The 12,020-nt window shown below is 69.5% G+C and carries 11 protein-coding genes; 7 read left to right on the top strand and 4 right to left on the bottom strand.

Translation table 11 applies throughout. The features are described from left to right. Positions 1–126: thiosulfate oxidation carrier complex protein SoxZ (locus tag Tther_RS11880; RefSeq protein ID WP_185975088.1), on the top strand; the 126-nt coding region annotated here is incomplete at its 5' end. Positions 127–245: 119 nt separating this feature from the next. Next, positions 246–1,976, top strand: coding sequence for a thiosulfohydrolase SoxB (gene soxB / locus Tther_RS11875; protein WP_143904146.1), 1,731 nt, complete (start codon positions 246–248; stop codon positions 1,974–1,976). Positions 1,977–2,093: 117 nt separating this feature from the next. On the opposite strand, the gene Tther_RS11870 is transcribed toward soxB, so the two are convergent. From Tther_RS11870 to Tther_RS11860, 3 genes are all read right to left on the bottom strand, one after another. Then, positions 2,094–3,248 carry an alpha-hydroxy acid oxidase gene (locus Tther_RS11870; protein ID WP_143904144.1) on the bottom strand — a complete coding sequence of 385 codons (1,155 nt, stop codon included), beginning with the start codon at positions 3,246–3,248 and terminating at the stop codon, positions 2,094–2,096. Between the two features lie 135 nt (positions 3,249–3,383). Further along, positions 3,384–3,878, bottom strand: coding sequence for a bacteriohemerythrin (locus Tther_RS11865; protein WP_143904142.1), 495 nt, complete (start codon positions 3,876–3,878; stop codon positions 3,384–3,386). Between the two features lie 73 nt (positions 3,879–3,951). Next, on the bottom strand, positions 3,952–6,975 hold the full coding sequence (locus tag Tther_RS11860) for an Rne/Rng family ribonuclease (RefSeq protein ID WP_143904140.1): 3,024 nt from the start codon (positions 6,973–6,975) through the stop codon (positions 3,952–3,954). Positions 6,976–7,538: 563 nt separating this feature from the next. Here Tther_RS11860 and Tther_RS11855 point away from each other — a divergent pair. The 5 genes from Tther_RS11855 (at position 7,539) to lexA (ending at position 11,494) form a co-directional block, all read left to right on the top strand. Then, complete coding sequence (locus Tther_RS11855) at positions 7,539–8,513, top strand: RluA family pseudouridine synthase (protein ID WP_143904138.1); 975 nt, start codon at positions 7,539–7,541, stop codon at positions 8,511–8,513. 54 nt (positions 8,514–8,567) lie between these two features. Continuing rightward, entirely contained in the window at positions 8,568–8,879 is a 312-nt protein-coding gene (locus Tther_RS11850) for an H-NS histone family protein (protein ID WP_143904136.1), read from the top strand. A gap of 100 nt (positions 8,880–8,979) precedes the next feature. Further along, complete coding sequence (locus tag Tther_RS11845; RefSeq protein WP_246099032.1) at positions 8,980–9,669, top strand: HAD family hydrolase; 690 nt, start codon at positions 8,980–8,982, stop codon at positions 9,667–9,669. Between the two features lie 39 nt (positions 9,670–9,708). Next, positions 9,709–10,722 carry a ribosome biogenesis GTPase YlqF gene (gene ylqF / locus Tther_RS11840; RefSeq protein WP_143904132.1) on the top strand — a complete coding sequence of 338 codons (1,014 nt, stop codon included), beginning with the start codon at positions 9,709–9,711 and terminating at the stop codon, positions 10,720–10,722. A gap of 22 nt (positions 10,723–10,744) precedes the next feature. Beyond that, positions 10,745–11,494, top strand: coding sequence for a transcriptional repressor LexA (lexA, locus tag Tther_RS11835; protein ID WP_143904130.1), 750 nt, complete (start codon positions 10,745–10,747; stop codon positions 11,492–11,494). A gap of 49 nt (positions 11,495–11,543) precedes the next feature. On the opposite strand, the gene Tther_RS11830 is transcribed toward lexA, so the two are convergent. Continuing rightward, on the bottom strand, positions 11,544–12,020 hold a 477-nt coding region (locus tag Tther_RS11830; RefSeq protein WP_246099031.1), incomplete at its 5' end, for an OB-fold nucleic acid binding domain-containing protein.

The following is a 12,020-nucleotide window of genomic DNA, read 5'->3' as shown; positions in this document are numbered from 1 at the left end:
GGGGCGGTGTCGCAAAACCCGTTTTTGAGCTTCAAGTTCAAGGGCGGCAACAAGGGCGACAAGGTGGTGGTCAAGTGGACCGACAACAAGGGTGAGTCGCGCACCGACGAGGCCACCATCGCTTAAGGTGCTGCACCACGCGCCCCGGGCTGCGTGTGCGCGGCCCCGCAAGGGCCAGCGGACCCTATGGCCCGCTGGTCTTTTTGCTTTCGCAGCGCCCCGTTCATTTCCACAGGAACCGCATCATGAGTTTTAGCCGCCGTGAATTTCTCCAGGTGCTCGCCGTGGCCAGCGCCTCGGGCATGGCGTTGACGCACGAGGACGTGCTCGCCGCCAAGCCCGGTGCTGGCGAGCGCCTGTACCACGTCCCCAAGTTTGGCAACGTCAGCTTTTTGCACTTCACCGACTGCCACGCGCAGTTGATGCCGATCTACTTCCGCGAGCCCAACGTCAACATCGGCCTGGGCGAGGCTTGGGGGCGCGCGCCGCACGTGGTGGGCGAGCACCTGCTCAAATACTTTGGCATCCGTCCGGGCACGCACCAGGCGCATGCCTTTACCTACCTGAATTTCGAGCGTGCGGCCAAGACCTACGGCAAGGTGGGCGGTTTTGCGCACCTGCGCACGCTGGTCAAGATGCTCAAGGCCGACCGGCCGCACGCGCTGCTGTGCGACGGCGGCGACACCTGGCAGGGGTCGGCCACGTCGCTGTGGACCAACGGCCAGGACATGGTGGACGCCTGCAAACTGCTGGGTGTCAACGTCATGACGCCGCACTGGGAGTTCACCTTCGGCGCCCAGCGCGTCAAGGAAGTGGTCGAGAAAGACTTCAAAGGCCACATCGACTTCCTGGCCCACAACGTCAAGACGGCCGACTTTGAGGATCTGGTTTTCCAGCCCTACGTGATCAAGGAGCAAAACGGCGTGCCGGTGGCCATCATCGGCCAGGCCTTCCCGTACACGCCGATTGCCAACCCGCGCTACATGGTGCCCGACTGGACCTTTGGCATCCGTGACGATCACCTGCAAAAGATGGTCGATGAGGTGCGCGCCAAGGGTGCCCAGGTGGTGGTGGTGCTGTCGCACAACGGCATGGACGTCGACATCAAGATGGCCTTGCGCGTGCGCGGCGTCGATGCCATTTTGGGTGGCCACACGCACGACGGCATGCCGGCGCCGGTCATCGTCAAAAACGCCGGTGGCCAGACGCTGGTCACCAATGCCGGCTCCAACGGCAAGTTTTTGGCGGTGTTGGATTTCGACGTGCGCGGCGGCAAGGTGCAGGGCTACCAGTACCGGCTGCTGCCGGTGTTTGCCAACCTGCTGCCGGCGGATCAGGAGATGCAGGCCTTCATCGACAAGGTGCGCGCCCCCTACAAGGCCAAGCTGGAAGAAAAGCTGGCCGTCACCGAGGGCACGCTCTACCGCCGTGGCAACTTCAACGGCACCTGGGACCAGCTCATCTGCGAGGCGCTGATGGAGGTCAAGGGGGCGGATGCAGCCTTCTCGCCGGGCGTGCGTTGGGGCACCAGCCTGCTGCCGGGGGACACCATCACCTACGAGCGCATGATGGACCAGATGGCCATCACCTACCCGACCACCACCCTCAACACCTTCACCGGTGCGCAGATCAAGGAGATCATGGAGGACGTGGCGGACAACCTGTTCAACCCCGACCCGTACTACCAGCAGGGCGGCGACATGGTGCGCGTCGGCGGCATCGAATACACCATCGATCCGGCCGCGCCCGTGGGCAAACGCATCCAAAACCTGATGATCCGTGGCAAGCCGATGGAGGCCGACAAAACCTACAAGGTGGCCGGCTGGGCCTCGGTGCAAGAAGGCGTGCAGGGCACGGCCGAGCCGATCTGGGACGTGGTCAGCACCTACCTGCGCGACAAGAAGGTGGTGGGGCGCCTCAAGGTCAACCAGCCCAAGCTGATTGGCATGGAGAAAAACCCCGGCGTCGTGATCTGAGGCCACGCGGCGCGGCAGCGCCGCGGCCGCACAGGGGGCTCGGCGTGCCGTTTGCCGCGCCGCACCCCGCCCAGCGCCCCCGCCAGGGGCGCTGTTGTTTTGCGCGGACGCCTGCGGTCAGGCGGTGGGGTAGGTGCCGGGGATCAGGATCGAGCGGTCCACCGTCTCGATGTTGGTGTGGCCGGTAAAGGCCATGGTCAGGTCGAGCTCTTTGTGGATGATCTCCAGCGCCTTGGTCACGCCCGCTTCGCCCAGCGCGCCCAGCCCGTACAAAAAGGCACGGCCGATGTAGGTGCCGCGGGCGCCCAGCGCGCGCGCCTTGAGCACGTCCTGGCCGCTGCGAATGCCGCTATCGACATGCACCTCGATGCGCTGGCCCACCGCCTCGACGATGCGCGGCAGGGCGCGGATGCTCGACTCCGCGCCATCGAGCTGGCGTCCCCCATGGTTGCTGACGATGAGCGCGTCCGCGCCCGAGTCCACCGCGAGCTTGGCGTCTTCCACGTCCATGATGCCCTTGAGGATCAGCTTGCCGCCCCAGCGCTTCTTGATCCACTCGACATCACCCCAATTGAGGTTGGGGTCGAACTGCTGCGCGGTCCACGCCGAGAGGCTGCCCATGTCGGAGACGCCTTTGACGTGCCCGACGATGTTGCCGAACTGCCGCCGTGGCGTGCCCAGCATGCCCAGGCACCAGCGCGGCTTGGTCATCATGTTCAGGATGTTGGGCAGCGTCAGCTTGGGCGGCGCCGACAGGCCGTTTTTGAGGTCCTTGTGCCGTTGGCCCAGGATTTGCAGGTCCAGCGTCAGCACCAGCGCCCCGCAGCGGGCCGCTTTGGCGCGGTCGATGAGGCGCTCGATGAAGTCGCGGTCGCGCATCACGTAGAGCTGAAACCAGAAGCCCTCGCCAGCGTGCTGGGCCACGTCCTCGATCGAGCAGATGCTCATCGTGGACAGCGTAAACGGCACCCCGAAGGCGCGCGCGGCACGCGCGGCCAGGATTTCGCCGTCGGCATGCTGCATGCCGGTCAAGCCCGTGGGCGCCAGCGCGACCGGCATGGCCACGGGCTGGCCGACCATGGTGCTGCGGGTGCTGCGCGGCTCCATGGGCACGGCCACGCGCTGGCGCAGCCGGATGGGCTGGAAGTCCGACTCGTTGGCGCGGTAGGTGCTCTCGGTCCACGAGCCGCTGTCGGCGTAGTCGTAGAACATGCGCGGCACGCGCCGCTGCGCCAGGCGGCGCAGGTCTTCGATGCAGGTGATGACGGGCATGGGCATTTCCTCGTAGATGCGTGGGCATCGTAGCGCCGCGGCCGCGGCGCGTCACGTGAAAAGCGCCCGCGCGGCGTTGAAGAAAACCCCACGCCAGCGCGACTGCCCGGCGTTGCCCGGTACCGCGTTGGCGCGTTAGCTGCAGTGCACGCTGCCGCAGCCGGTCATGGTGGCCGGCCGCACACGGCTGGGGTCGGCCAGCGTCTCGGTGCGCGAGTCGAAGCCCACGGCGCGCATGTGCTGCGCCAGGCCGGCGTCCATGGTCTGCGCGTGCATGGGGAACCATTCGGCCAACGCGGCAGCCATGCGGTCGATGATGTCGGTGTCGCCCTGCAGAAAATGCGTTTCGACAGCGCGCATGGTCTCGAGGATCTGCCGGTGGTGGCTGGCGTGGCAGTTGTCTGCGGCAAAGCCAACGGCCACCATCCAGCGCTCTTCGCGCGCGAAGTGTTCCACCGTGTGCGCCACCAGGGCGCGGTAGGGTTCGAGCTGCTGGTCGTGGGGCAGGGCGCGCAGTCGGGCGAGCTGGATCACGAATTCCTCGTGCGTTTCGTCCATGCGGCCATCGCCGGTGACGAGCGCGTCGCTCCAGACCAACTCGGGCACCTCGGGAAAGGTTTCGGTCGTCATGGCGCGCAAGCGTAGGGTAGGCGGCAGCCCGGGGTGTTGACGCAGGTCAACTCCCCGGGGCGGGCGCGGCTGCTCAGGCGTCGAACGGCAGCTTGAGCTCGCGCAGGTCGCGCCGGGTCTCGACCAGCACCAGCGGGCCGTCGTCGACGACAGGTGCGGGCCGCGGCTCGCGCGGCACGTGCACGGGCGGCGGCTCCGCTGCCATGGCGGCCTGCGCGGCGGCGACCTTTTGCGCGTCCGACTGCACCCACTGCAACCCGGCCGCCTGCGCCAGCGCGGCCAGCTCGTCCACCGGCAGCGTGTAGCGCGCCGGTGCGGCCGAAGCGAGACCGGTGTCGGCCACCGCCGTCGGCGCGGGCGCAGCAGCGGGCGCTTCCTGCGCGGCAGGCGCGGGGCTGGCCGGTGCCTCGGTCGGTGCAGCCGCGGGCGCCGCTTCGGCGCTGGCTGGCGCGGGGACGGTGAAATACGAACGCCGGGGTGTGCCATCGTCCGCGGGCGCGGGTTGGGTGCTCACCGCCTCGGCGCTGGTGGCATCAGGCGCTGTGGGCGACTCGGTGCCGGTCGCGGTGTCGCGCTCGCGCGCACGGTCGCGCCCGTAGCGGTCGCGGCTGCGCCGCTGGCGTGTGCCGCGCGCGCGCTCCTCGCCCTCGCCGCCCTGGCTGACAGGGGCGTTGGCGTCCTCCGTCGCTGGGGTGGAAGCACCGCCCGGGGTGGCAGGTGTCGCGTTGCCGTCGTCGCTCACCACCGTCGCTGGGGGGGTGGTGGCGGTATCGGCACTGTCGGCGCGTTCGGCGTTTTCGGTGGTGCCCAGGTTGTCGCCTACGCCCTCGGCGTGGGCGGTGGCGTCAGCCCGCCCGCGGCGGCCGCGTCGGCGGCGTTCGCCGCGCTCGCGGCCGCCCTCGGGTGTGCCGCTTTCGGTCGGCGCGGCGCCGTTCTGGGGCGCGGGTGCGGCAGCCTGCGCGGCCGCATGCACCGCCTCGTCAGCCGCCGCCGGGGTGCCGTCGCCGCCTGGTGCGCGGCGCGGCCGTTCGCTACGGCTGCGGCGTTCGGCGCGCTCAGCGCGTTCGCGCGGTTGCACGGTCTCGCTGGGTTGCGCGGTGGTGTTGGCCGGCCGGGCCGCGTCGGCGCGCTCGCCATCGCCGCGGCCTTCACCACGTCCGTCACCGCGTTCGGGCCGGGCCGGGCGTTCGGCGCGGGCCTCACCGCGGCCACGACCATTGCGGCCGTTGCGGCCGTTGCGCGCGCGCTGCTCGTCGTCGGCCACCCGCTCACGGGCAGGGGCCACCGTTGCCGGGGCGGCCGCTGTTGCCGTCGGCGCTGGGGTGGGCACGGCCTGCCAGCCAAACAGCCGCTTGAGCCAGGCCAGAAAGCCGGTCTCCGCCGCAGCGGCCGGCGCCGGGCGCGGGGTGGGCGCCGGCGCTGCGGCCACAGCGGGCGCCGGTGCCGCCGCTTCAGCAGCGGCCGGCTGCGGCTTGGGGGCGGCCACGGGCGCCGGGCTGTCGGGCAGGACGCCCTTGATGATCGGTTCTTGCCGGTTGGTGCGTTCCTGGCTGCGGCGCGTGACCAGCGCCACGTCCTCGGCGATGTCGGCCAGCTTGTAGCTGGCGTCCAGGTTGTCCAGACGTGGGTCGTCGTGCTTGAGGCGCTCGAGCTTGTAGTTGGGCGTATCGAGCGACTTGTTGGGCACCAGCAGCACGTTGATGCGCTGGCGCAGCTCGATTTTGGTGATTTCGACCCGCTTTTCGTTGAGCAGGAAGCTGGCCACCTCGACCGGCACCTGCACCAGCACGGCAGCCGTGTTGTCCTTAAGCGACTCCTCCTGGATGACGCGCAGAATTTGCAGCGCCGACGATTCGGTGTCGCGGATGTGGCCCGAGCCGCCGCAGCGCGGGCAGGGGATGGAGGCGCCTTCGGACAGCGTCGGGCGCAGGCGCTGGCGGCTCATTTCGAGCAGGCCAAACTTGCTGATCGGCGCGAACTGCACGCGCGCGCGGTCCTGGCGCAGCGCCTCACGCAGGCGGTTTTCGACCTCGCGCCGGTTTTTGCTGTCCTCCATGTCGATGAAGTCGATCACGATCAGGCCGCCGAGGTCGCGCAAACGGGCCTGGCGCGCCACTTCGTCGGCGGCTTCCAGGTTGGTGCGCAGCGCGGTTTCCTCGATATCGCCACCCTTGATGGCGCGCGCCGAGTTGACGTCGATGGCCACCAGCGCCTCGGTCTGGTCGATCACGATCGCCCCCCCCGAGGGCAGCGTGACGGTGCGGCTGTAGGCGGTTTCGATCTGGTGCTCGATCTGGAAGCGCGAAAACAGCGGTGCGTTGTCGCGGTAGCGCTTGACCCGGTTGACATATTCCGGCATCACGTGGGACATGAAGCCCTTGGCCTGCTCGAAGATGTCGTCGGTGTCGATCAGGATTTCGCCGATGTCGCTGTTGAAGTAATCGCGGATGGCGCGGATGACCAGCGTCGATTCCTGATAGATCAGCTCAGGCTTGTTGAGCGCCTTGGCCGCGCCTTCGATGGCGCTCCAGAGTTTGAGCAGGTAATTGAGGTCCCATTGCAGCTCGGCCGCCTCGCGCCCGATGCCGGCGGTGCGCGCGATGATGCTCATGCCTTGGGGGTATTCGAGCTTGTCCAGCGTGGCCTTGAGTTCCGCGCGGTCCTCGCCCTCGATGCGGCGGCTGACGCCACCGCCGCGCGGATTGTTGGGCATGAGCACCACATAACGCCCCGCCAGGCTGATAAACGTGGTCAGCGCGGCGCCTTTGTTGCCGCGCTCTTCCTTTTCCACCTGGACCAGCAGTTCCTGGCCTTCCTTGATGACGTCCTGGATGCGCGCCTGCGCGGGCGAGACGTTGCCCTGGAAATATTGCTTGGAAATTTCCTTGAACGGCAAAAAGCCGTGGCGGTCTTCGCCGTAATCGACGAAGCAGGCTTCCAGCGACGGCTCCACGCGCGTCACCACCGCTTTGTAGATGTTGCCTTTGCGCTGCTCGCGCCCTTCGATCTCGACTTCGTAGTCGAGCAGTTTTTGTCCATCGACAATGGCCAGCCGGCGCTCTTCGGCCTGCGTGGCGTTGATCAACATGCGTTTCATGGTCGTTCCTCGAACACGGTCGGACATGCGCCTTTGCGGGGGCGCGGGTGCCGCGAACCGCAGACCGATCGAGCGAACGGGGGAGGAATTGCCGGAGAGCCACAGACATGCGCAGGCCCCGGCCCGGCGGTGTGCCGGGCCGGGGGTCACACGCTGCCGGGCATGGGCGCGTGGATCACGGTGATCAGGGACGACAGGCCGTTGTGCAACACGGGTTGGCGGGCGTCTCGGTGGTCACTGGGTCCGCGTGCAGCCGGCCCAGCGGGTATGCGGGTCGCAGGCGGGCTGCACGTTGGGGGTATTCCGTATCGGGTTCGCTGACGGGACGTCGGTTCTTCCCAGCGGGGCGCACGCGTCCGATACGGCCGCGCCCTGTCGTGGCGCTGGCTGCGGACCTGCCGCCCCGCCTGGGGATCGGCAACGGGTGTTTGTCTGCGGCGCACGGGGCGTGCCGTACACTAGCGCCCACCCCGAATGTTCTTTGGCACACAAACAAACGCCCGGATTATAGGGGTGGAGCGCTTTTTCGTGTGCCGTGGCGGCTGCTGCGCCGCTGTCGTGGCATGACCCAACCCACTGTCCGTCACCTGCGTGTCGATGCGGAGTCGGCCGACCAGCGGCTTGACAATTTTTTGTTGCGCGAGCTCAAGGGCGTGCCCAAGACGCTGGTCTACCGCATCATCCGCAGCGGCGAAGTGCGCGTCAACAAGGCGCGTGCGCGCGCCGACACCCGGCTCCAGCCCGGCGACGATGTGCGCCTGCCCCCGGTGCGCCTGCCCCAGCGCGCCGCAACCGAGGCCGTGGCCGTGCCGGCGCGCACCTTTCCCATTTTGTACGAGGATGCCTGGCTGCTGGCGCTGGACAAGCCGGCCGGCGTCGCGGTCCATGGCGGCAGCGGCGTGGCGTTTGGGGTGATCGAGCAGCTGCGCCGGGCGCGGCCGGATGCCGCGCTGTTGGAATTGGTGCACCGGCTCGACCGCGAAACCAGCGGCGTGTTGCTGGTGGCCAAAAAGCGCAGCGCGCTCAAGCGGCTGCAGGACGAATTTCGCGCGCGCCGCACGGGCAAAACCTACCTGGCCCTGGTGCGGGGGGCGTGGCCCGCGTCGCGCAAGGTCATCGATGTGCCGCTGCACAAATACCTGCGCCCGGATGGCGAGCGGCGCGTGCGCGTCACCGATGCCGATGACCCCCAGGGCCAGCGCTCGATTTCCCTGGTGCGGGTGATCGGGACGGTGACGCCGCCGAGCGGCTGGCCGGCGCAGGCGCCCGCGCTGACCTTGTTGGCCGTCACCATCAAAACCGGGCGCACCCATCAAATCCGGGTGCACCTGGCGCATGCGGGTCATCCGATTGCCGGCGACGACAAGTACGGCGATTTCGAATGGAACCGGCTGCTGGCGCGCTACGGCCTCAAACGCATGTTCCTGCATGCCTGGCAACTGGCGATTCACCACCCCGCCGAGGACCGCGAGTTGCAATTGTGTGCGCCGCTGCCCCCGGAATTGATCGATTGGGCTGACGTGCGCCGGTTTTTTTGATTACAATCGCGCCACCACACTTTCTTCAGCCTTCCATCAACAGGAAACGTCGTCATGGCAACCTACGCTGAACTCAAAGCCCAAGCCGAAGCCCTGCTGGCCCAAGCCGAGCAATTGCGCAAACAAGAGCGCGCCGGCGTCATCGCCGAAATCCGCGCCCGCATGGCCGAGTACGGCATCACCGCCGACGAATTGGCCACCGGCGCCGCGCGCGGCAAGGGCAAAGGCACGCGCACCAAAGCCGCGCCCAAGTATCGCGGCCCCAATGGGGAACTCTGGTCGGGTGGCCCGGGTCGCAAGCCGGAATGGGTGCGCAAGATCCTGGAAGCCGGCGGCAACATCGAAAACTTCCGCATCGCCTCCTGATCCGGACGTTCCTCTCCCGGCGGCAAAAGGCGCTTGTCATGCGCCTTTTGTCATTTTTGTACGCCCCGGTTGCGGGACGCTTTGCATTCCAAGGCCCACTGTGAGCGATTCGATTGCCCCTGCGGCCGGCGCGCGTCAGCGCCGCTACGACCTGATTGCCTTCGACTGGGATGGCACGCTGTTCGACTCCACCGCCCTCATCGTCGGCTGCATCCAGGACGCCGTGCGTGACGTGGGCGCGCCGGCGCCCGCGCGCGAGCAGGCCGCCTGGGTGATCGGCATGGGGCTGGCGCAGGCGCTTGCGCACGCGGCGCCGCACGTGCCCCCGGAGCGCCAGCCGCTGCTCGTGGAGCGCTACCGCCACCACTGGTTTGCGCGCCAGCACGAGGTGACGCTGTTCGATGGCGTGCTGCCGCTGCTGCACGATTTGCGCGCGCGTGGCCACTGGTTGGCCGTGGCCACGGGCAAGAGCCGCCGCGGCCTGGACGTGGCGTTGCAGACGGTGGCGCTGCACGGGGTGTTTCACGCATCGCGCACCGCGGACGAGACCGCCGGCAAGCCACACCCGCAGATGCTGCTGGAGCTCATGGCCGAATTCGACGTGCCGCCCGAGCGCACGCTGATGATCGGCGACACCACGCACGACCTGCAGATGGCGCGCAACGCCGGCTGTGACGCGGTGGCCGTGACCTACGGCGCCCACCCGCACGACGAGCTGCGCGCGCTGGCGCCGCGCTTTGTCGCCCACAGCGTGGCCGAGCTGCACGGGTGGCTGCGGGCGCATGCCTGAGGCGCCGCCCGGCTGGATCGACTGGTCAGGAGTTCCGTCATGAGCGTTCAGTGGTTTCCCGGTCACATGCACGCCACGCAAAAGGCGTTGCGCGAGCGGCTCAAGACCACCGACGTGGTCATCGAGCTGCTCGATGCGCGGCTCCCGGGTTCGAGCGCCAACCCCCTGTTGGCCCAGCTCATCGGCGGCCGGCCCACCCTCAAGGTGCTCAACAAGGAGGACCTGGCCGACCCCGTGCGCACCGCGCAGTGGCTGGCGCACTACAACGCCCAGCCGCACACCCGTGCCATTGCGCTGCATGCCCACACGCCGGGGCCGGCGCGCACGCTGGTGGCGGAGTGCCGTCGTCTGGCGCCGCACCGGGGTGGCATGGTCAAACCGCTGCGGGTGTTGATCGCGGGCATCCCCAACGTGGGCAAATCCACGCTCATCAACACCTTGCTTGGCAAGCGCGCCGCCAAGGCGGCCGACGAGCCCGGCGTGACCAAGCAGGAGCAACGCGTCGTGCTGGCCGACGACGTGTACCTCTACGACACGCCGGGCATGCTGTGGCCCAAGATCATCGTGCCGGAAAGCGGCGACTGGCTGGCGGCCAGCGGGGCGGTCGGGCGCAACGCGTTCGACGAGGAGGAGGTGGCGCTGGCCCTGCTGCGCGCGCTGCAGGCCGACTACCCCGAGCGGCTGGAGGCGCGCTACCGCCTGGGCCTGACGCCGGCGGCCATCGCCACCTGCCCGGACCACGAACTGTTGGCCACCATCGGCCGCAAGCGCGGGGCGCTGTTGCCCGGAGGGCGCGTCGATCCGCACAAGGCTGGCGAGGTGCTGCTGGCCGACTTTCGCGCCGGTGCGCTGGGCCGCATCACGCTGGAGACGCCCGCGTCGTTTGCGGCCTGGCTGCACGCCGCCCAGGTGGCCGAGGCGCAACGGCAGGCGCAGCGCGCGGCGCGCCGGGCCGCACAGCCCCCGGGCGCGCAGGCCCCGGCGCCGGCGGCAGACGGTGCGCCCGGGGCAGGGCGCGGCGCGCGCCGCCGCGGCACTGGCGCTGCGGGGTGACGGGCTGCTACAGTGCGCCATCATGCCGTCTTTGCCGCTTTCCCCGCGCATCGGGCGCCGGGCACGCACGCAGCGCCCGCCTGAGCCTGCATCGGCCCCGGCCGATGGCCTGACGGCGCGCCAGCGCGAGGTGCTGGCGTTCATCGCGGCCAGCGTGCGCGAGCGCGGTGCGCCGCCGACGCGGGCCGAAATCGCGCAGGCGTTTGGGTTTCGCTCGCCCAACGCGGCCGAAGCGCACCTGCGCGCCCTGGCCCGCAAAGGGGTGGTGCAGCTGCTCGAGGGCAGCGCGCGCGGCATCCGGCTGCTGGCGCCAGCAGCCGCCGCCGCCGACGCCGCTGAGGCGTCGCCAGCCGAGCCGCCGCACGGGGAGCCCACGGCGGCGCTGTTGCAGCTGCCGCTCATCGGGCGGGTGGCCGCCGGCTCGCCGATTCTGGCGCAGGAGCATGTCGAGGCGGTCTACCCAGCCGATGCGCGCTGGTTCGCGCGCCGGCCCGACTACCTGCTGCGTGTGCGCGGCTGGTCCATGCGCGATGCTGGCATCCACGACGGCGATTTGCTGGCCGTGCAGGCCACGCGTGAGGCCCGCTCGGGGCAGATCGTGGTGGCGCGCTTGGGCGACGAGGTTACCGTCAAGCGGCTGCTGCGCGACGGCGCGCACTGGCGGCTGCAGGCGGCCAACCCGGCCGTTGCCGATATCCCCGTGCGCCCGGGCGACGGCTTTGCCATCGAAGGCGTGGTGGTGGGCCTGCTGCGCGACCGCGGCTGGGATTGAGGGCAGGCGCCACGCAGGCGCGCGCTGCCGGGGCGGTGCGGGCAGCGGGTCAATGGAAATCGCGGCTGGGCACCGCCAGCTCGCCCAGCCAGGCGCTGAGGTCTTGCACGTGCCCGGCGATCAGGTGGCACACGGCGTGTTCGCCCTCGCCTTGGCGCCGCCATTGGCCGCGTATGGCCAGCAGCCGGCCGTGCAGCAGCGCCGGCCCAAAACGCGCCTGCACGTGGCGCCACACGATCACGGGGATGGTGCCGGTTTCGTCTTCCAGCGTCAGAAAGAGCACGCCGCGGGCCGTGCCGGGTTTTTGCCGCGCCGTGACCAGCCCGCAGGTACCCACCAGGCGCCCGTTGGGTTGGCGGCGCAGCCGCTCGGCATGGAGCCAGCGCGGTGCGGGCAGTCGCGCGCGCAGCAGCGCCAGCGGGTGCGCACGCAGGCTCAGGCCCAGGCTGGCGTAGTCCTGCCACACCGCCTCGCCCAATGGGGCGGGGGGCGGCTGCCACCCGGGGGTCTCCGTGCCGTCGTCGGG

Source organism: Tepidimonas thermarum (assembly GCF_007556705.1).
Classification (GTDB): Bacteria; Pseudomonadota; Gammaproteobacteria; order Burkholderiales; family Burkholderiaceae_C; genus Tepidimonas; species Tepidimonas thermarum.
The sequence above is the reverse complement of the archived record's forward strand: the minus strand, read 5'-3'. Positions and strand labels throughout refer to the sequence as shown.